16 protein-coding genes and 1 pseudogene are annotated in these 19,976 nt (G+C 45.9%); 7 read left to right on the top strand and 10 right to left on the bottom strand.

Annotation, left to right across the window (positions count from 1 at the left end; genetic code table 11):
- Window position 1 precedes the first annotated feature (1 nt).
- From WKT20_RS10600 to ltrA, 4 genes are all read left to right on the top strand, one after another.
- Complete coding sequence (locus WKT20_RS10600) at window positions 2-787, top strand: tetratricopeptide repeat protein (RefSeq protein ID WP_118242551.1); 786 nt, start codon at window positions 2-4, stop codon at window positions 785-787.
- Between the two features lie 6 nt (window positions 788-793).
- On the top strand, window positions 794-1,168 hold the full coding sequence (secG, locus tag WKT20_RS10595; RefSeq protein ID WP_007562383.1) for a preprotein translocase subunit SecG: 375 nt from the start codon (window positions 794-796) through the stop codon (window positions 1,166-1,168).
- Between the two features lie 122 nt (window positions 1,169-1,290).
- The gene (locus tag WKT20_RS10590; protein ID WP_340417341.1) at window positions 1,291-2,475 is read left to right on the top strand and encodes a DUF418 domain-containing protein; all 1,185 of its coding nucleotides are present in this window, start codon (window positions 1,291-1,293) and stop codon (window positions 2,473-2,475) included.
- A gap of 231 nt (window positions 2,476-2,706) precedes the next feature.
- A complete protein-coding gene (ltrA, locus tag WKT20_RS10585) occupies window positions 2,707-4,107 on the top strand; it encodes a group II intron reverse transcriptase/maturase (protein WP_340417340.1) in 1,401 nt (466 codons plus the stop codon).
- A 305-nt stretch (window positions 4,108-4,412) separates the two neighbouring features.
- On the opposite strand, the gene WKT20_RS10580 is transcribed toward ltrA, so the two are convergent.
- Both WKT20_RS10580 and WKT20_RS10575 read right to left on the bottom strand, forming a co-directional pair.
- A complete protein-coding gene (locus WKT20_RS10580) occupies window positions 4,413-4,964 on the bottom strand; it encodes an NADH peroxidase (RefSeq protein ID WP_007562386.1) in 552 nt (183 codons plus the stop codon).
- Window positions 4,965-5,011: 47 nt separating this feature from the next.
- Complete coding sequence (locus WKT20_RS10575; protein ID WP_007562388.1) at window positions 5,012-5,434, bottom strand: Fur family transcriptional regulator; 423 nt, start codon at window positions 5,432-5,434, stop codon at window positions 5,012-5,014.
- Window positions 5,435-5,633: 199 nt separating this feature from the next.
- Between WKT20_RS10575 and WKT20_RS10570 the strand changes: the two genes are divergently transcribed.
- Window positions 5,634-7,574 carry an NAD(+) synthase gene (locus WKT20_RS10570; protein ID WP_118166038.1) on the top strand — a complete coding sequence of 647 codons (1,941 nt, stop codon included), beginning with the start codon at window positions 5,634-5,636 and terminating at the stop codon, window positions 7,572-7,574.
- 85 nt (window positions 7,575-7,659) lie between these two features.
- Here WKT20_RS10570 and WKT20_RS10565 read toward each other — a convergent pair whose 3' ends face one another.
- From WKT20_RS10565 to WKT20_RS10535, 7 genes are all read right to left on the bottom strand, one after another.
- On the bottom strand, window positions 7,660-8,613 hold the full coding sequence (locus WKT20_RS10565) for an alpha/beta hydrolase (protein ID WP_118026263.1): 954 nt from the start codon (window positions 8,611-8,613) through the stop codon (window positions 7,660-7,662).
- Between the two features lie 13 nt (window positions 8,614-8,626).
- Window positions 8,627-9,370, bottom strand: a complete 744-nt coding sequence (locus WKT20_RS10560; protein WP_007562393.1) for a shikimate dehydrogenase family protein — start codon at window positions 9,368-9,370, stop codon at window positions 8,627-8,629.
- Window positions 9,371-9,388: 18 nt separating this feature from the next.
- Window positions 9,389-10,129: a bifunctional demethylmenaquinone methyltransferase/2-methoxy-6-polyprenyl-1,4-benzoquinol methylase UbiE gene (ubiE, locus tag WKT20_RS10555; RefSeq protein WP_007562395.1), complete on the bottom strand. Its 741-nt coding sequence runs from the start codon at window positions 10,127-10,129 to the stop codon at window positions 9,389-9,391.
- Window positions 10,130-10,207: 78 nt separating this feature from the next.
- Window positions 10,208-11,155: a phosphoribosylaminoimidazolesuccinocarboxamide synthase gene (locus WKT20_RS10550; RefSeq protein WP_007562397.1), complete on the bottom strand. Its 948-nt coding sequence runs from the start codon at window positions 11,153-11,155 to the stop codon at window positions 10,208-10,210.
- Window positions 11,156-11,196: 41 nt separating this feature from the next.
- Entirely contained in the window at window positions 11,197-12,195 is a 999-nt protein-coding gene (locus WKT20_RS10545; RefSeq protein WP_007562399.1) for a PhoH family protein, read from the bottom strand.
- A 91-nt stretch (window positions 12,196-12,286) separates the two neighbouring features.
- A complete protein-coding gene (locus WKT20_RS10540; RefSeq protein WP_303239840.1) occupies window positions 12,287-13,936 on the bottom strand; it encodes a C69 family dipeptidase in 1,650 nt (549 codons plus the stop codon).
- Window positions 13,937-13,978: 42 nt separating this feature from the next.
- Window positions 13,979-15,640 (bottom strand): M23 family metallopeptidase, encoded by a 1,662-nt coding sequence (locus WKT20_RS10535; protein ID WP_340417339.1) that lies wholly within the window; start codon window positions 15,638-15,640, stop codon window positions 13,979-13,981.
- A gap of 167 nt (window positions 15,641-15,807) precedes the next feature.
- Here WKT20_RS10535 and WKT20_RS10530 point away from each other — a divergent pair, with 167 nt between their 5' ends.
- Window positions 15,808-17,553 (top strand): phospho-sugar mutase, encoded by a 1,746-nt coding sequence (locus tag WKT20_RS10530; RefSeq protein ID WP_304195689.1) that lies wholly within the window; start codon window positions 15,808-15,810, stop codon window positions 17,551-17,553.
- A 257-nt stretch (window positions 17,554-17,810) separates the two neighbouring features.
- Window positions 17,811-18,020, top strand: a pseudogene (locus tag WKT20_RS10525) (PD-(D/E)XK nuclease domain-containing protein); the annotation flags it as partial.
- A gap of 184 nt (window positions 18,021-18,204) precedes the next feature.
- Here the strand turns inward: WKT20_RS10525 and WKT20_RS10520 are convergent.
- Window positions 18,205-19,914, bottom strand: a complete 1,710-nt coding sequence (locus WKT20_RS10520; protein ID WP_445323278.1) for a Gfo/Idh/MocA family oxidoreductase — start codon at window positions 19,912-19,914, stop codon at window positions 18,205-18,207.
- Window positions 19,915-19,976: the final 62 nt, after the last annotated feature.

Here is a 19,976-nt window from a genome sequence, read left to right as displayed (position 1 = left end):
GATGGTACAACAACGACTACAGCATTGGATTGAACACCCGGAAGAGCTGGGCACTGAAAGCTTGTATGAATTAAGACAGCTTTTGGTACAGTATCCTTTTTTCCAGACAGCCCGTATTTTGTATTTAAAGAATCTGTATCTGTTGCGTGACCCTTCTTTTAAAGATGAGTTGCGCAAGGGGGCTTTGTTTGTAGCCGATTTGAGCATCCTGTTTTATGCCATTGAAGGGGATAAGTTTGTCATTAACCGGCATGTAGCCGAAAAAGAAAACATATCGTCAGAAACATCTGACAGAACGCTGGACCTGATTGACCGTTTTCTGGCTGATGATAAGGACCTTTCTGTGGAAAAACTCTTTCCTTTGCCGGTAGAAGCAGTGGATTATACCTCTGTGCTGATGGAAAAGGAGGAAAATACAGAAACCGCTTCTGTAAATCCCCTGCGCGGACAAGATTTAATCGACCACTTTATAGAACAGGCGGCCTGTGAAGAAGCCGAAGGAGTGGAGCCGATAAAGGAGACTGCTTTGTTGGAGGAGGAATCTTCTTCAGAGACTGTAGAAACGGAGGAGGTGGTGCCTGATACAGAAAAAGAAGAGTCTGATACGGAAGAAGGTGAAGATTATTTTACGGAAACTTTGGCTAAAATTTATGTTAAACAGCAACGCTATGATAAAGCGCTGGAAATTATTAAAAAATTAAATTTGAAATATCCGAAAAAAAATACTTACTTTGCAGACCAAATCAGGTTTTTGGAAAAATTGATTATTAACGCTAAATCAAAATAAAAGAAAATGTATTTATTATTTGTTGTATTAATGGTGCTTGCTGCTGTATTGATGTGCTTTGTGGTACTGATACAGAATTCAAAAGGAGGAGGACTCTCTTCTAGCTTCGCTTCGTCTAATCAGATTATGGGAGTTCGTAAGACAACTGACTTTATTGAAAAACTGACTTGGGGTTTGGCTGCTTTCATGGTAGTAATCAGTGTAGCTACTTCTTACGTAGTTCCTTCTCAGGCAGAAGGTTCTTCAGTAATCATGGAACAGGCTGTAAAAGAGCAGAAAACAAATCCGTTGAATGCTCCTGCAGGTTTTGCTGCTCCTCAGAAGACTGATGCTGCGGCTACTACTGCTCCGGCTGCCGTAAATGATTCTGCAAAGAACTAAGATAAAAATATGAGATAAGGCACATTCTCTTTTGTGGGAGATGGCGTGCCATAATTGTAGAAACGGGAAGCCTGCTTTTTAAAAACAGGTTTCCCGTTTTTTTATTGTTAATTTTACAGACGATGGAAAACATTCAAAAGAAAGAGCGAATCCTGGCTATTGATGCGTTACGAGGATTCGCGGTAATGGGGATTATCCTGCTTCATAACATTGAACATTTTAATTTTTATTCTTTTCCGGAAACTACCTCTCCGGTGCTTGGCGCTTTAGATAAAAGCTTGTGGGACATGCTGTTCTTCATGTTCTCGGGTAAGGCATACGCTATTTTTGCCTTGCTGTTCGGCTTCACATTTTATTTGCAGAGCCGGGGATCGGAAAAAAGAGGAGAAGATTTTAGGAACCGCTATATGTGGCGCTTGCTGCTATTGCTTGGTTTCGGCTTTGTCAATTCTTTGTTTTTCCCGGGTGAAATCTTGGTGCTATATGCCATTTTAGGTTTTATTCTTGTGCCTGTACGTCATTGGAGCAACAAGGGATTGCTGATACTGGCACTGATATTGATGCTGCAGCCCGTAGAATGGCTGAAAGTGCTGTGTGGTTTTGTCAATCCTGAATATGCACCGAAGCAGATGATTTTCTCGTTGGGCGATGTATATCCTCAGTTAGGAGGTGAATCCTGGTGGGAGATGGTGAAGGTAAATTTCACAATCGGTCAGTTGGCCAGCCTGAACTGGGCCTGGTGTTACGGACGAGTTTTCCAGACCTGCTCTTTGTTCATCCTTGGTTTGTGGATAGGACGTGTGGGATATTTTGATTCTTCTTCTGAAGCTACTCTGACAAAGGCACGTACATTCTGGACTTATGTGTTATGCTTTTCACTTCCTTTGGCGGTGATTTTCTATTTCCTTAAAGGTTTTATATTCTCAATAGCTTCACAGCCTTTGGTACTTGACAGTTTGAAGACCATTTTTAATTCCTGGTATAACTTCTGCTTTATGCTGGCCATTGTATCCGCATTCCTCTTGTTGTATTGGATGGGGAAGGGGCGGATACTGAAGATACTTGTACCCTACGGAAGAATGAGTCTGACCGACTATATCATGCAATCAGTGATAGGCAGTTTCCTGTATTTCGGTTACGGACTGGCCTTGCATAAATCTTGTGGCACTACGTTGAGTTTATTGGTCGGAATCGCATTCTTCCTGGCCCAGCTTGCTTTTGCTCACTGGTGGTTCCGCCATTTCAAACGTGGTCCATTAGAAACTGTCTGGCATCGACTGACCTGGTTAGGAAAGACAAACAGTTAATCATTTTTGTAGATATATAAACAAGACAGGGCTGTTCCAAGAGAATTGGGGCAGCCTTTCTTAGTACGCCCAGCATGGGCGTGCGCTATAGGGTGTAAGTCCCGAACGAGCCCTGATAGTGGGAATCGTTAGCCCAAGGCAAGGGTGTCCAGCCGAAGCCATAGTACCTGTTACTCACCATAATGGGGAAGGGCTGAACCTTAATTATGTAAGATACCTGAATGTTACCTTATGATGGGAAGAAAGCAGAACATAGAAACTCTATCCGACCAATCGGCGCAGAGGGTGGAACCTGAAGTGCTGATTGGTATGCAGACTTTCATTGGGATAACTGAAAATCATCTTACAGCCATTAAACAGGAAAAAGGAGAGTTATTGGAATACATTCTTTCCCCTTCTAATCTAAACCTTGCTTATAAACAGGTAAAGAGTAACAAGGGTAGTGGCGGCATTGACCGTATGGAAGTGGACGAGTTGCTTCCTTATCTTCGTTGCCACAAGGATAAGCTAATAGCTTCCATTTATGATGGTAACTACCATCCGAACCCCGTGCGTCGTGTGGAGATTCCCAAGTCGAATGGGAAGACACGTAACTTGGGTATCCCCACGGTTGTTGACCGTTTGATTCAGCAAGCCATCTCACAAGTGCTTCAACCTCTTTATGAACCTCAATTTTCACCAACCAGCTATGGTTTCCGCCCTCATCGTAGTGCTCATGATGCGTTATTAAAATGTGGCGAATATATCTCTGCCGGTTATGTGTTCACGGTCGATATGGATTTGGAGAAATTCTTTGATACAGTCTGCCATAGTAAGTTGATAGAAATCCTGTCACGTACCATCAAAGACGGTCGTGTCATTTCTCTGATTCATAAATATCTGAACTCCGGTGTACTTATAGGAGGCAAGAAAGAGGCCAGTCCGGTCGGAGTTCCTCAAGGTGGTCCATTGAGTCCCTTATTAAGCAATATAATGCTTAATGAGTTGGACAAGGAGCTGGAGAGACGTGGGCATTTGTTCGTTCGGTATGCTGATGACTTGGTCATCTTTTGTAAAAGCCGTCGTTCCGCCCAACGCACATTGGATAATCTGCTTCCCTTTATTGAAACGAAACTTTTTCTAAAGGTGAATAAGGATAAGACCCATGTTGCTTATATGCGTGACATCAAATTCCTTTCCTATGCCTTTGGTCGTAGAAATGGCAAATGCCAATTCTACATCCATGTCGATAGTATCAAGAAGATGAAGATTAAGATACGTGAACTCACCAGCCGTAATAACGGCTGGAGCTACGAATATCGTAAACAACGTTTGACTTGGTATATCCGTGGTTGGCTCAACTATTTTAAGTTTGCAGGTCTCAAAAGTAGGATAAAGGAATGGGACGGCTGGCTCCGTCATCGCATACGGATGTGTATTTGGAAGTCTTGGAAACGAGTCCGAACCCGGTATCGAAATCTGAAGAAGCTTATTCCCGATGAGAGCCGTGTGCGAATGGCTGCCTTTTGTCGTAAGAAATACTGGCGAATGGCAAGTCATCCCACTGTACAAGCGGCTTTGTCGGATGAGCGTTTGCTTCGAGCTGGTTACCTTACTTTTAAGATGTACTATCATCCTGTGTTTAAAGGTTAATTAGGGAACCGCCGTATGCCGAACGGCACGTACGGTGGTGTGAGAGGTCGGAACGGGAATTAATCCCGTTCCTCCTACTCGATTATGTAGAATAATATGTTTTCCCTGTACTTTCAGGGAAATACTTCAGTACTGTAAAGGAAGTACTGAAGTACTGCCGAAGAAGTACTCCGGTACTGCCGAAGGAGTACTGGCTTTGATTAAAGAACTGTGAATTCAGCTTTTATGGTTCTCAAAAAGAAAAAAATAGAGGCCATCCTCGTGATTGAGGTGGCCTCCGTTAGTGATGAAAGCTATACTTTCAATTATTTCTTGAAGTATCTGTTGTACAAGCCTTCGAAACCTTTTCCGTGACGAGCTTCGTCCTTAGCCATTTCGTGAACAGTATCGTGGATAGCATCCAGGTTCAGCTGTTTAGCACGAGTAGCGATACGTTTCTTGTCTTCGCAAGCACCGCATTCAGCGTTCATACGTTTTTCAAGGTTTGTCTTAGTATCCCATACACAGTCACCCAACAGTTCTGCGAATTTAGCAGCGTGTTCAGCTTCTTCCCAAGCATAACGTTTGAAAGCTTCTGCCACTTCAGGATAGCCTTCGCGGTCAGCCTGACGGCTCATAGCCAGGTACATACCAACTTCAGTACATTCGCCCATGAAGTGGTTGTTCAGGTCTTTGATCATTTCGTCGTCGCAACCTTTAGCTACGCCGATTACGTGTTCGTCTACAAACTGCAAACCACCTTCAGCTTCTTCCATTTCTTTGAATTTAGAAGCAGGAGCTTTACACAACGGACACTTTTCAGGAGCTGTTTCACCTTCGTAAATGTAACCACAAACTGTACAGATAAACTTTTTCATAAGTCAAAAATTTTAAGTAGTTAGTTATAATATTAATAAGTTAATTCTTAGTTATTCATCAATCCTTTTTCAGCACATTCGGGGCAAACTCCCTTATAATACTGATGCACTTCTTCCACGATAAAACCTTCTTTGCGGAAAGGTTCTGCCTCACTGAGATTCTGTGGAATCTCTACATCGTAGATTTTATTGCAGACCTTGCATTGAAAATGCGCATGCGGATGCACATCTCCGTCAAAGCAGGCATTTTTTTCATCTATGGTCAGCATTTTGGCCGCGCCGTGTTCTACAAACAACTTCAGCGTATTATATACCGTTGTTTTAGAGAGCGTGGGGATTTCCTTGCACAAAGCTGTATATATTTCATCGATACATGGATGTGTCTTATGGTTCAACAGATAGTCCATGATGGCGATGCGTTGTACAGACGGCTTGATGTGGTAACTGAGCAAGTATTCGTATGCTGTCATATCTATTTTCAATTATGTAACTGTTACAATTCTAATTCAAAGGCAAATATACAAAGATTTTTTATAACCACAAATACTCTCCTCTGTTTTTTATTTTTTTTGCTTTATGCCTTTTCTTTAAAATCTCCCTCTTTATTCTGTGTAGATGTTCAAATATTCTGTTTATTTTTGCATATCTATTTATATATAACAAATTTATATGAGATTTGGTTTTGTAAAAGTGGCGGCTGTCGTTCCTGCAGTGAAAGTAGCCGACTGCAAATTCAATGCACAACAGACGGAAAAACAGATTGTAATAGCCGATGGAAAGGGGATTCAGATTATTGTTTTTCCGGAATTGAACCTGACAGGATATTCCTGTGGAGATTTGTTTGCGCAAAGTTTATTGCTTGAGCAGGCTGAACTGGCTTTGATGCAGATTGTCAATAATACCCGTCAGCTGGACATTATTTCCATTGTCGGTATGCCGGTCGTGGTCAATTCTACGCTGATGAACTGTGCTGTGGTTTTTCAGAAAGGTAAGATTCTAGGTATTGTGCCTAAGACTTATCTGCCTAATTATAAAGAATTCTACGAGAAGCGCTGGTTTACTTCTGCCGTGGCTCATCCGGATTCCATGAATGTACGTTTGTGTGGTCAGGTGGTGCCGATGGGTACAAATCTGCTGTTCGATACGCCGGATGTATGCTTCGGAATCGAGTTGTGTGAGGATGTATGGGCGCCTGTACCTCCCAGCTCTGCACTGGCTCTGAAAGGTGCGGAGATAATCTTCAACCTGTCTGCCGATACCGAAAATATCAGCAAGCATCAGTACCTCCGTTCGTTGTTGGCACAGCAGTCAGCTCGTTGTCTGGCTGGATATGTATTTTCATCCTGCGGTTTCGGGGAATCTACCACCGATGTGGTTTTTGCCGGAAACGCATTGATTTACGAGAATGGAAGCCTGCTTGCCGCTTCCGACCGTTTCTCATTTGAAGAACAGCTTGTGGTCAGCGAGATAGATGTGGAGCGTTTGAGAGGAGAACGTCTGACGAATACCACTTTCTCCAGCAGCGTACGTATGTATCGCGATCAGCATCCTATGCAGCATATCTCTACCGCACTTGTTGCTTCCCGCGATTTGACTCTTACCCGTTCGGTAGAGCCTCATCCGTTTGTGCCTTCTGGTGAACGCCAGCTGGACGAACGTTGCGAGGAGATTTTCTCTATTCAGGTAGCCGGACTGGCCAAGCGCTTGGTACACACCAATTGTAAGACGGTGGTGTTAGGTATCTCCGGTGGACTGGACTCTACCTTGGCGCTTTTGGTTTGTGTCAAGACCTTTGATAAGTTGAATCTGTCTCGTAAAGGTATTGTGGGAGTCACCATGCCGGGCTTCGGTACCACAAACCGTACCTACCACAATGCACTTTCACTGATGAGTTCTCTGCAGGTTACTACGAAAGAAATCAGTATAAAGGATGCCTGCATCCAGCATTTCCAGGATATAGGTCAGGATATGTCCGTGCATGATGTGACCTACGAAAACGGTCAAGCCAGAGAGAGAACCCAGATATTGATGGATTATGCCAACAAGATTGGCGGACTGGTAATCGGTACCGGTGACCTTTCAGAGCTTGCTTTGGGCTGGGCCACGTACAATGGTGACCACATGTCCATGTATGGAGTGAATGCCAGCATCCCTAAAACCCTGGTTCGCTACCTGGTAAACTGGGTGGCCCAGACCGGTGTAGATACGCTTTCACGAAACACCTTGCTGGATATTATCGATACACCTATCAGCCCGGAACTGATTCCGGCCGATGAGAACGGCAACATCAAGCAGAAAACAGAAGATCTGGTCGGACCGTATGAATTGCACGATTTCTTCCTCTTCCATTTCCTGCGCTTTGGTTTCCGTCCGGCAAAGATTTTCTATCTGGCCGAGATTGCTTTCCGTGGGGTGTACGACAGCACGACTATCAAGAAGTGGCTTACCAACTTCTATCGCCGTTTCTTTGCGCAACAGTTCAAGCGTTCCTGCTTGCCCGATGGGCCGAAGGTAGGTTCCGTATCTTTGAGTCCGCGAGGAGACTGGCGTATGCCGAGTGATGCCAGTGCTGCATTATGGTTGAAAGAATGCGAAGAACTTCAGGCATAAGTACCTATATATTATAGAAGGAATAAAAAAACAAACCGGGTGTTTCATTAGTCAAGTTGAAACACCCGGTTTGTTTTTATCTGTTTCAGCGAACATATTTGTCAGTAAACGCTTTTACCTTTTCTGTGTACTCATCCGGATACAGCTTGTAGGAGTGTGCGTGATCTACGCCTTCTGTAATCCAGATTTCCTTAGGAGAAGGCTTGGCGGCATACACCTTGTGCACCATCCATGTGGGTACAAAATCATCGTTGTCGCCATGGATGAAGAGCATGGGCTTCGTACAGCGAGCCACTTGTGAGAGGGCAGACGCCTCCTGAAAGTTCCATCCGTTCTGGAGTTGGCAAATCCAGCTGGCCGTATAGAGTAACGGGAAGGGGGGGAGTCCGAAAAGGCCTTTCAACTCTTTGCTGAACTGGTCCCACACGCTGGTATAGCCACAGTCTTCCACAAAGCAGGTGATGTATTCAGGAGTTTTTTCTCCCGACACCATCATTGTGGTGGCAGCCCCCATCGAAATACCGTGAACCACCGCCTTCAGCGAGTCGCCAAACAAAGCCGGAGCTGTATCAATCCATTGCAACACGTCCTTTCTGTCGAGCCAGCCCATCTGTATGGCATCTCCTTCTGTCAGTCCCGTGTAACGCAGGTCGGGCAGCAGAATGTTGTAATCCAGCGAGTGGTTATATAGGTAGCCGATATGGAACATGCGGATGGCATTGTCTGTATATCCGTGTACGATGATGGCCGTACGTCGGGTAGGGCGGGAAGCACGTGCATAAAACGCATGCATCCGGATTCCGTCTGGTGCGGTGATAAACGTATCCCGCAAGGCATGATGCTGTTGCAGGCTGTCCAGCCAGGGAACAATCTGCGGATATTCAGTTCGCATGAACGCTTCAGATTCCTCCATATTCTTTCCCCGGTTTTCCGGGCGGAGTGAAAAGTCTATCAGGTAAAGGCTTCCTCCTATGCAAATACCCACTATCAGTACAAGCAGAATTCCTGCTGTCCAGCCAATTTTTTTCTTCAGTGTCATGTAGGATAAATGTTTAGCTGTTCCAGATGTCCCAAGCCCCAAAAGCCTGTAGCAGGAGCATTTCCAGTCCATTCTTTACGATGGCTCCCTGGTCGCTGCCTTTTTTCATGAAAAGCGTGGTGTTGGGGTTGTACAGCAAGTCATACAGCAAGTGCTGGGGAGTCAGCAGTTCATACGGAATATTCGGACATTCATCTGCTTTCGGATACATGCCCACCGGTGTGCAGTTGACAATCACCTTGTATTCCTGCATGATTTCAGGGGTAATTTCTTCGTAAGTAATGGTCATGTCATTGTGCTTGTTGCGTGAAACGAACAGCACCTCCAGTCCCAGTTGCTTCAATCCTTGATGAATGGCTTTGGAAGCTCCTCCGGTACCCAAGATCAATGCCTTCTTGTGATAAGGTTCCAGCAGCGCTTCGATGGAACGCACAAATCCGATGATGTCCGAATTGTATCCTTTCAGTTTGGTACCTCCCTTGGTGTGTTCCACTTTAATTACGTTTACCGCTCCGATTTCGCGTGCATCCTTATCCAGTTCGTCCAGATAGGAAATAACTTTCTCTTTGTAAGGGATAGTCACATTCAGTCCTGCAAGCGAAGGATTTGCCTGAATGATGTGCGGAAGTTCATCAATGCTTGGAATTTCAAAGTTCACATATTCGGCATCAATATTCTCGGAATGGAACTTCTCATTGAAAAAATTTCTAGAGAATGAGTGTCCGAGCGGATAGCCGATTAAGCCAAATTTTTTCATAAGGTTCAAAGAATTTAGTTATTTGGTAGCGAAATAGAGTGTGCAAGTACCCATTGTCAGGCGCTTGAATTCTACCTGGCTGAAGCCGGCTTTCCGGATAATTTCCTGCATGATTTCTCCTTGGGGGAAAGCCTTGATAGATTCAGGAAGATAAGTATAGGCACTACGGTCTTTCGACAGCAGTCTTCCCAGTGCAGGTATCACCACCTTGGAGTAAACTGCATATCCTTGTTTCATGGGGAAATGTTCCGGTTCCGACAGCTCCAGGATGACCAGATGTCCTCCGGGAACCAGTACCCTGTACATTTCTTTCAGGCCGAGGTCCAAGTGTTCAAAATTGCGGATACCGAATGCCACGGTAATGGCATCGAACCGGTTGTCTGGGAACGACAAAGCCGTACAGTCCTCTTTCGCAAAAGAAATCTGCTTGTCCAGTCCCAGTTGTTTCACTTTTTCCCGTCCTACGTTCATCATGCCTTCCGAAATGTCCGTACCAATCAGTTCGGCAGGTTGCAGCATCTGGCAGGCCTGAATGGCAAAGTCTCCCGTTCCGGTAGCCACGTCCATGATGCGTTGCGGGTGGTAGGGCTTCAGCAGGCGGATGGCCTTTCTTCTCCAGCTTTTGTCGATTCCCCATGACATCAGGTGGTTCAGGTTGTCGTAGGCCGGGGCGATATGGTCGAACATTTTCTCTACCTGAGCAGCCTTGCCCTCATCTTCATTATATGGCTTGATTTTTTCTTGTGGATAGTGAGACATGCGAAAAATATTAGGATGGGATAAATTTTGAATCTCCCTTTAAGGCAGCACGAGCCACCTTAAAAGGAGATAGGGATATTAAAGAGTCAAATAATCTGTTACGTTCTTTTCGATACGTTTGGTCAGGTCTTCTGTTTCACCTTTCACGAAGCTTTCGCCAGTGATGTGTTCGTACAGTTCAATGTAGCGGTCGCTGATAGATTCTACGATAGCCGGAGTCATTTCAGGAACCTGCTGTCCTTCCTTACCTTGGAATCCGTTGGCCATCAGCCATTCGCGTACGAATTCCTTTGACAACTGTTTCTGCGGTTCTTCTTTTTCGAAGCGTTCTTGGTAGCCTTCAGAATAGAAATAACGGCTAGAGTCCGGAGTATGGATTTCGTCCATCAGGTAGATTTCACCGTTGTGCTTTCCGAATTCATATTTGGTATCCACCAGAATCAAGCCGCGTTCAGCAGCCATCTGAGTACCGCGTTCGAACAAAGCTAATGTATATTTTTCCAGTGTGGCATATTCTTCAGGAGTAGCCAGACCTTTCGCCAGGATTTCTTCTTTAGAGATGTCCTCGTCGTGCAATCCCATTTCAGCTTTGGTAGTCGGAGTGATAATCGGGTGAGGGAACTTTTCGTTTTCTCTCATGCCTTCCGGCAGACGTACACCGCAGATTTCGCGCACACCGCTCTTGTAAGCACGCCATGCACTTCCGCACAAGTAACCGCGTACAATCATTTCAACAGGAAATCCCTGACACATTACGCCCACTGTTACCATCGGGTCGGGAGTAGCCAGTTTCCAGTTCGGGCAGATGTCAGTAGTTGCATCCAGGAATTTGGCTGCAATCTGGTTCAGCATCTGTCCTTTATAAGGGATACCTTCCGGCAATACGACGTCGAACGCCGAGATACGGTCGGTAGCAACCATTACCAACTTTTCGTCATTGATGTTATACACATCACGTACTTTTCCATGATACACACTTTTCTGTCCAGGAAAGTGAAAGTCTGTTTTTGTTAATGCTTTACTCATTGTCTTGTTATGTTTAGTAATGAATAGAATTCATTTATGGTTTATGCCTGCGGCGTTTTTTCCGGTTCTTTAGCCGTACGCGTAGTTTTTCTTTCTGCTTTCTCTTTTTCCTCGAATTTTTCGTAAGCTTCCACGATGCGTGTCACCAGTTTATGGCGTACGATGTCTTTCTTGTTCAGTTCGATGAAGCTGATGCCTTTTACACCCTTCAGAATCTTGATGGCTTGCACGAGTCCGGAAGTCTGCGAAGCGGGAAGGTCAATCTGTGTCATATCTCCCGTGACAATCATTTTGGTGTTCATACCCATACGGGTAAGAAACATCTTGATTTGCTGGGTAGTCGTGTTCTGGGCTTCGTCCAGAATAACTACGGCATCATTCAGCGTACGTCCACGCATGAAGGCCAGCGGGGCAATCTGGATGACATTCAGCTCCATGTATTCCTTCAACTTGGCAGCCGGAATCATGTCCTGCAAGGCATCGTACAGCGGTTGCAGGTAAGGATCGATTTTATCCTTCATGTCGCCCGGCAGGAAACCCAATTTCTCGCCCGCTTCCACGGCAGGGCGGCTCAAGATGATTTTTTTGATTTCCTTGTTCTTCAGCGCCCGTACTGCCAGTGCAATGGCGGTATAGGTCTTACCCGAACCGGCGGGACCGATGGCAAAAATCATGTCATTCTTCTCAAACTCCTGCACCAGTTTCAGCTGGTTCTCGCTTCTGGGGATGATGGGCTTACCCGTCACGCTGAACACGATGGCGTTTCCCGCCTTTTCCGTTTTAGGCGCATTGCCTTTTACGATGTCGAGAATCGTTTCCTCATTGAGCGAGTTATATTGCACGCAATATTTTTCCAGTGCAAGAACGGCTTCTTCGAAGGCACACATTTCCTCCTCATCTCCCATGACCTTGATGACATTGCCGCGTGCCACTATTCTCAGTTTCGGGAACAGGGCCTTGATCATTTGTATGTGGGCGTTGTTGGGGCCGTAGAAGATTACCGGGTCGATATCTTCGAGTACAATATGTTTCTCTATCATTTAGCTTGTTCTGATTCGCTTATATGCTTTATTTTTTGCAAAAATAATCATAACTTTTGATTGTAGAATGAGAAAGCAGCAGAAAAATATCCTACTTCAGCTCTTTCATTTTATAGCGTTCGCCGGTTGCTTTTACCAGTTCCTGCAAGAATTCCTTGCTGTATCCCGGACGGTCCAGCGGAGCCGTGTTTCCTGTTTCCGGACGTTGCAGCTGTCCGTTCTGCATGCGTTTTACCGCACCGTCGTTGTAGCGTACAATCAAAAATTCTCCCAACTTCTTCCAGCTGTCTACGGCGGTCTGAGCCGTCATGTGGGTATAGTTGGTCAGGTATTCTTTAGCCTTGGCCGGATTCTGCTGATACAGTTTCAGGGCTGCACTTTCAATGCCTTCCTGCGATTGTGCATAGGTATCTTCCAGTGCATTCTGTACGGTACGCATGTCTTCCACCATCAGGTTGTAGCGTGGACGAATCATGTCGGCCACCCAGTTGTAAATCCAGAAAGCAGAATCCCATGAGAAAGTCACGCAGTCACCGTTCTCCTGCTGATACGGATAAGGCACCTTGTCGGTGTTGCAGTACACCGGAGTGAACACCGTCATGTTGGCATCGTCCAGTCCGAACCAGAGCACACCCCCGATGGCGTCGGGCAGGGTAGAGCGCATCTGCGATACGAATACGAACGCACTCTGCTGAGTAGAGATGGGGCGTTCGTTGAAATATTCCTGACCGTCAACCTTGAACGTCAGCGGAGACAGACGGTAAGGCATCTGGAAGCAGCCGGCTCCCATGTCTTTTGTAATGTCGAGGGCCGTACCTTCGTAGTGGTCACGCATGGCGTGCTGGATGTCGCGTACGGAAACCTTGTTGTCGGGCTTTACGTACAAAGGCATCGGTTCCTTGCTGTCACCTTGAATGTAAGAAAGGTAAGACTGTCCGGTTGATTTGCTGAACATGTTGTAGAAACTCCATACACGTGCTTCGCAGAAACGCAAGCCGCTGAAGTCGAGTGGGCAATAGGCATCGGCAAAGCTGAAATCTTTGTTTACCCCACTGAAATAACCTTTTTCGCGGGCAAATGAAATGACATCGGGCGAGTACAGACAGTTTTCCTTGTCGTTCATGTCAAATTTATGGATGCGGCTCTGGTTGGCATGTGCGGCAATGCAGTCGTCCGGAATGCGTACAGCCACCCATACGGCTCCTTTCACGCCCGGTCCCTTACCAATCATTTCCATAATCCATGCTTCGTTCGGGTCGGCAATGGAGAAAGACTCACCGCTGCTGTAGTAACCGTATTCCTTCACTAAGTCAGTCATCACCTTGATAGCCTCCTTGGCAGTGCGTGAACGTTGCAGTGCCACGTAAATCAGGCTTCCGTAGTCCATGATGCCGGTGCTGTCCACCAGTTCCGGACGTCCGCCGAAAGTGGTTTCTCCGATAGTAACCTGAAATTCGTTCATGTTGCCGATGACATTGTACGTCTGTTTGGCTTCCTTGATTTTACCGAGGTATTTGCCCGAATCCCAGTCGTAGATGTCGCGCATGGTGCCCGGAGCATGCTGTGCAGCCGGGAAATGGCACAGATAGCCGAACATACCGTAAGAATCGGCAGAGTAAGAAACAATGACGGAACCGTCGGCCGAAGCCTTCTTTCCTACGATGAAGTTTGTACATGCCCATCCGTTGGCCATGTATGCTGTCAGCAGAAGGACAGCCAGCAGTAATCTTTTCATTTTCATACGAACAGATTGTTTTTTATGATTTAAAAATAAAAGGCGGTTTTAAAATTTGTATTCCTTGCGTGCCATATTTCCGCATTGGTCGGTCACCGTCACTTCCAGTTTGTGCGGTACCCCTTTCTTTACTTTCTCCGGGTCCTGAATCACTAAAATGCCTTTTTTTAGGCCAAACAATACGAACTTGCCGTCGATGTATACCTTGTAGCTTCCGATGCCCGATTCCATATCCTTTATCCGGAAACGGATATTTCGGCTGGTGCGCCATCCGCCCTGACCGATAGGAGTGATTTGCGGGGCAATGGTATCCACGTCCACAGAGAAGGTGCCGAGTGAGCGTACGCGCGTCTTTATCCATCCGCTGGCGTATTTTCCTCCCATGGAGCTTCGCCATTTTCCGGCTTTCTGCACGATGTAGTATTTCGTGGTGTCGGCCACGGGCATGTGGCGCAGGCCGATGGACAAGTCGCAGTAGCTGTGGATGGGTGTCCGTCCGGCATCCAGTATGTAATCAAAGGCGATACGTGAACTGTCTCCCCGCATGTCCGTACGGAGCGGCACATCCTCGTACACATAATAGCGTGGCACCACCAGTTCCATACCCGGTTTCTGAATGACGTTGGTTTGGTTCCAGTAAAGCATTTCATTGGCTTCCGGCTTGTATTCAGGAATATCCTGCCGTTTACCTTTTACGATAAATTGATAGGTCCTGCGGTTCCCGAAATTGTCTTCCAGTACATACCGGAAGTGATAATCCCTTTCCTCGTCGATGGTCACAGCCCCCCGGTTCTCATTGGTGTGCAGCAGTCGCAGCCGGTTGCCCGGAAGCTTGTAGGAACGCATGATGAGCCGGCGAGTGCGGGTCAGTTCCTCATAGTCGGTAAAGCCGTTGATCATCCGGTTTTCATCGGGTAGTACCTTGTCGGTCGTGCTGTTGAACACCTGCACGGAGTCTACATATAGTGTAACCGAGTGTACCCCGTAGAAATTCGACGTACCGTCCATGTAATCCTTGGCGCTGATGCCGGTATAAATCTCTCCCCATGCGTGTATAGGCTGTTTCAGGTTGCCGATGGCGAGGAGTTTCTTATGGCTGGACCCGTTGACCACCCCTTTTCCCTGTATGGGATAAATACCGATGAGACTGCCTACAGGTGCCTTGCTGTCTTTCAGCAGATGTTTGAAATACGGCATCGGGTCAATATATTCCCCCGTTTCGGTGCGTCGCAGCTCCAGGTGCAGGTGAGGTCCGGCCGAAGCCCCTTCGTTGCCGCTCAGGGCAATGATGTCTCCCTTCTTCACCGGGAATTGTCCGGGCTGGAATTTCAGGTCGCACACAAACGTTTCATGCGCATACTGATATTGACGTACGCAAGCCTGTATGTTTTTTGCGAAGGAAATCACGTGTCCATATACCGAAGTCAGTCCGTTGGGATGCGTCACGTAAATGACCTGTCCGTATCCTCCGTGCAGCACTGCCACGCGCGACACATGACCGTCGGCAATGCAGTGAATCGGTTTTCCCGTAACTCCTTGTGTCTTGATGTCCAGTCCGTTGTGAAAATGGTTCGGGCGAAGTTCTCCAAAATTGGCACTGAGCAGAATCGGAAAATCAAAAGGAGAGCAGAAGTTGCTCTCCTGGACGTGCTGGGCATGTGCAGACAGCATTCCTCCCAAAGCCAGTGCCAGTATCATTTTTTGTCTCATTTTTTCGTATTTGTTAAGCGGTTACAAAGATATTAAGAAATCCTGAAGCTACAATCTTTTTGGAATGACTCTAAAAAATACGAAGGCTTTTATTAGGATAATTTCTTTGAATCTTTTATTTTTGTCTCTCTTATGGAACGATTTATTATTTATTAAACATTATAATCATGGAAAACAATGAATTAATTAAACAGTGTACAGAGAAGGCTCAAACGTGGTTGACCGCAGCATACGATGCCGAAACACAGGCCGAAGTAAAAGCCATGCTTGAAAATCCGGATAAGACCGATTTGATTGATGCGTTTTACAAAGACCTGGAATTCGGAACAGGTGGTTTGCGTGGTATCATGGGAGCCGGTTCCAATAGAATGAACATCTATACGGTAGGTGCTGCCACCCAGGGCTTAGCTAACTACCTGAACAAATGCTTTGCCGGAAAGAATGACATTTCAGTAGTGGTAGGTCACGACTGCCGTAACAACAGCCGCAAGTTTGCAGAAATTTCTGCCGACATCTTTACTGCTAACGGCATCAAGGTATATTTGTTCGAAGATATGCGTCCTACTCCGGAAATGTCATTTGCCATCCGTCACCTGGGCTGCCAGAGCGGTATCAATATCACTGCTTCTCACAACCCGAAAGAATACAACGGTTACAAGGCATACTGGGAAGACGGTGCACAGGTGCTGGCTCCGCACGATAAGGGTATCATCGACGAAGTGAACAAGATTACCAGCGTAAGCGAAATCAAGTTCCAGGGCAATAAAGAACTGATTCAGATTGTTGGCAAGGAAATTGACGACGAATACCTGCGTCAGGTACACACACTGTCTATCGACCCGGAAGTAATCCAGCGTCAGAAAGACCTGAAGATTGTGTATACTCCGATTCACGGTACCGGAATGACACTGATTCCTCAGTCACTCAAATTGTGGGGCTTTGAAAACGTACATTGCGTAGCCGAACAGATGGTGAAGAGCGGTGACTTCCCTACAGTGGTATCTCCGAACCCGGAAAATGCAGAAGCACTGACATTGGCCATCAAGCTGGCAAAAGAAATCGATGCCGACATCGTGATGGCTTCCGACCCGGATGCTGACCGTGTAGGTATGGCTTGCAAGGACAGCAAGGGCGAATGGGTATTGATTAACGGTAACCAGACTTGCTTGATTTTCTTGTACTACATCATCAAGAACCGTATCGCTATGGGCAAGATGAAAGGCAATGAATTCATCGTGAAGACCATCGTTACTACGGAACTGATTAAGAAGGTAGCCGACAAGAACCACATCAAGATGCTTGACTGCTACACCGGCTTCAAATGGATTGCCCGTGAAATCCGTCTGCGCGAAGGTCAGGAACAATACATCGGTGGTGGTGAAGAAAGCTACGGATTCTTGGCAGAAGACTTCGTACGTGATAAAGATGCCGTTTCTGCATGTTCATTGCTGGCTGAAATCTGTGCATGGGCTAAAGATCAGGGCAAGACCTTGTATGACGTGCTGATGGAAATCTACGTAGAATACGGCTTCTCACTGGAAGTAACAGTCAACGTAGTGAAACCGGGTAAGACAGGTGCTGACGAAATCAAGGCCATGATGGACAACTTCCGTGCATGCCCGCCGAAAGAATTAGGTGGTTCGGAAGTAGTACTGGTGAAAGACTATAAGACGTTGAAGGCTACCGACAATACTGGGAAAGCTACAGACCTGGATATGCCGGAAACATCAAACGTACTTCAGTTCTTTACAGCCGACGGTACAAAAGTTTCTGTACGTCCTTCTGGAACAGAACCTAAGATTAAGTTCTACATGGAAATCAAGGGCGAAATGCACTGTCCGAAGTGCTATGCAGGTGCCGTAGCTGATGCAAAAGAAAAAGTAGATGCAGTGAAGAAATCTTTGGGTATTTAAGATGACGGGCGTGTGAGTGCGCCGCCAAAGATAAATTGAAATAAGGAATGTCATTCCCGCAAAGGCTTTCAGGAGTCTTTCTTGCTTCGGGAATGACATTCTTTTTTTGTTGTTTTAGAAAGAAAATGTACCCCTTAAAAAACTTTGTAGTTTGGAAGAAAACGCAAGTACGTTTTACTTCAAACGCAAAGGCATTTAATCTGAAACGCAAAGGAGTTTTACCTTGAACGCAAGTGCGTTCCAGTCTGAACACAAGTGTGCTTTCCTATGGAAGAAAAAATGTGGAAACTCCAAACTTTGTTTATATATTCGAGTTTAAACTGGATGGAACAGCCGAAGAAGCCTTACGTCAGATAAATGAAAAAGACTATGCGCGGGAGTATGAAGCAGACCAACGTAAACTCTATAAAATAGGAGTGGTGTTCTCATCTGAAACAGGTACGATAGCAGACTGGTTGGCAGAGTAGCAGCGGATGTATTTCAGCTGGTAAAATAAGCTTTTCGGTTAATGTATATAGTAAAGGTCGAGTGTAGACTTAAATAAAGCTATTGTATTATAGGAGGATATACAAGAAAAAGGCCGGATTCTCAAAATTGAGACCGGCCTTTAGTTTTAGGTATATAGGAACTAATACCTTTGGTAAAATATGATTATTTCAGCATTTTCTGAGCTTGTTTCAGCATCTTTTCTGCTTGTTTTACGGCATTTTTCAGTTCCTTGCTTTCAGCACCGTTAGCTTTCTTCTGTGTCTTTTCCAACTGAGTAGAAAGTTGTTTTACGCGTGCTTCAGCTTCTTCTTTTGATACTTCAGCTTTCTTTGATTTTGCCAACCATTCTTTCATACCCTGTGCTTTGAGTGAAAGGGTAGCAGTTTCAGCAGCCAGTTCGGCAGCAGTTTCATCTTCCGGAGTAGCAAATGCATGGTGGAAGCCTTTCACGTCGTTCCAGTGTCCGCGAGTAAAGTCGGGGAATGCTACAGCTGCACATCCGTTGTCCATAGAGATGGCTCCCAGTTCGGCCAATGCACACCATTCAGCCAAGTCGTATACGTCCATATCCAATGGCAGACCGTTCTGCAGACAGTATACCATACGGCTGTCCATGATGAAGTCCATACCACCGTGTCCACCTACTTCTTTTGCCATTTCACCGTATTTCTTCAAGATAGGATGCTGGTATTTGTTGACCAGTGCTTCCATTTCTTTTTCCGGAAGGAATGAGTGAGAACTCAGGTTGTCTACTTTCGGCTGTACGCCAGAAGCTTTCATCTGAGCAGCGTCTACGGCATAGCCTTCTACCGGATATTTATTAGCGAATCCTTTTGTTCCTGTCAGCTGATACAGACGGTTGTAAGGCTGAGGATTCATTACGTTGTGCTGGATTTCGATTACTTTACCGTTTTCTGTACGGATAAGTGTAGTAGTGTGGTCACCGTTACGGAATTCATCGCAAGGTTCGCCGGTTGCTTTTTCTACCAATGCTTTTCCGTGTACCGATTTTGTATCCATTGCTACCAGGGTAGTCATACGGTCACCACGGTGAATATTCAATGCCTGAGCTACAGGGCCAAGGCCGTGAGTAGCGTATACGTCGCCACGGTTTTCTTTGTTGTAACGCAAGCGCCATCCCAGTTTGTCTTCTTTTCCGTTTTTCCAGTAGTAAGGCCAGAAATCATCCAGGTTGTGGATGTAAGCTCCTTGTGCGCGAAGTACTTCTCCGAATACTCCCTGCTGTGCCATGTTCAGGGTGTTCATTTCGAACCAGTCATAGCAGCAGTTTTCCAGAATCATACAGTGCTTGCGAGTGGTTTCAGACAGGTTGATAAGTTCCCAGCACTGTTCCAGATTCATAGCCGACGGAACTTCGATGGCTACGTTCTTTCCATGTTCCATGGCATATTTGGCAATCGGGAAGTGGTGATCCCAGTCGGCTGCAATGTATACCAGGTCAATGTCTTCGCGTTCGCAGAGTGCTTTATATCCTTCTGCGCCTGAATATACTGCAGCTTCGGGCAGACAAGCTTTCTGAAGGTATTTCTGACATCTTTCTGCACGTTCTTTTTCATAGTCGCACAAAGCTACGATTTTAGTTCCGGCAATGTGAGTGAAACGTTCCACAGCTCCCGGACCACGCATTCCCAGTCCTACGAAACCTACACGTACAACGTTCATTTTAGGTACAGTCAAACCGATTACGGATTCCTGACCTGCAGGGCGTTCTGGAGATTTTATAACGATGGTACCTTTGTTCCATTCCCACTGAGTGGAAGGTGAAAGGCTTTGAGCAAGCAATTGAGCAGGTGTACAAGTTAAGGTTAAAACGGTGCAAGCACCAACAATCATTTTTCCAAAAAGTTTCATAGCTTTAGTTGTTTTTAAAGTTGAATTTTAATTGGTGGCAAAGATATAAAAAAACATCAATA

The sequence above is a fragment of the Phocaeicola sp. ICN-14070 genome, assembly GCF_037892625.1.
In the GTDB taxonomy this organism is placed as follows: Bacteria; Bacteroidota; Bacteroidia; order Bacteroidales; family Bacteroidaceae; genus Phocaeicola; species Phocaeicola plebeius.
This window is presented reverse-complemented; position numbering and strand designations above follow the sequence as displayed.

Coding starts and splice junctions, on each gene's coding strand:
- WKT20_RS10535 (WP_340417339.1), bottom strand. CDS start 15,640: ATGAGACAAAAAATGATACTGGCACTGGCTTTGGGAGGAATGCTGTCT.
- WKT20_RS10530 (WP_304195689.1), top strand. CDS start 15,808: ATGGAAAACAATGAATTAATTAAACAGTGTACAGAGAAGGCTCAAACG.
- WKT20_RS10580 (WP_007562386.1), bottom strand. CDS start 4,964: ATGAAAAAGTTTATCTGTACAGTTTGTGGTTACATTTACGAAGGTGAA.
- WKT20_RS10575 (WP_007562388.1), bottom strand. CDS start 5,434: ATGACAGCATACGAATACTTGCTCAGTTACCACATCAAGCCGTCTGTA.
- WKT20_RS10550 (WP_007562397.1), bottom strand. CDS start 11,155: ATGAGTAAAGCATTAACAAAAACAGACTTTCACTTTCCTGGACAGAAA.
- WKT20_RS10540 (WP_303239840.1), bottom strand. CDS start 13,936: ATGAAAATGAAAAGATTACTGCTGGCTGTCCTTCTGCTGACAGCATAC.
- WKT20_RS10590 (WP_340417341.1), top strand. CDS start 1,291: ATGGAAAACATTCAAAAGAAAGAGCGAATCCTGGCTATTGATGCGTTA.
- WKT20_RS10565 (WP_118026263.1), bottom strand. CDS start 8,613: ATGACACTGAAGAAAAAAATTGGCTGGACAGCAGGAATTCTGCTTGTA.
- WKT20_RS10600 (WP_118242551.1), top strand. CDS start 2: ATGGTACAACAACGACTACAGCATTGGATTGAACACCCGGAAGAGCTG.
- WKT20_RS10560 (WP_007562393.1), bottom strand. CDS start 9,370: ATGAAAAAATTTGGCTTAATCGGCTATCCGCTCGGACACTCATTCTCT.
- secG (WP_007562383.1), top strand. CDS start 794: ATGTATTTATTATTTGTTGTATTAATGGTGCTTGCTGCTGTATTGATG.
- WKT20_RS10520 (WP_445323278.1), bottom strand. CDS start 19,914: ATGAAACTTTTTGGAAAAATGATTGTTGGTGCTTGCACCGTTTTAACC.
- WKT20_RS10570 (WP_118166038.1), top strand. CDS start 5,634: ATGAGATTTGGTTTTGTAAAAGTGGCGGCTGTCGTTCCTGCAGTGAAA.
- WKT20_RS10545 (WP_007562399.1), bottom strand. CDS start 12,195: ATGATAGAGAAACATATTGTACTCGAAGATATCGACCCGGTAATCTTC.
- ubiE (WP_007562395.1), bottom strand. CDS start 10,129: ATGTCTCACTATCCACAAGAAAAAATCAAGCCATATAATGAAGATGAG.
- ltrA (WP_340417340.1), top strand. CDS start 2,707: ATGATGGGAAGAAAGCAGAACATAGAAACTCTATCCGACCAATCGGCG.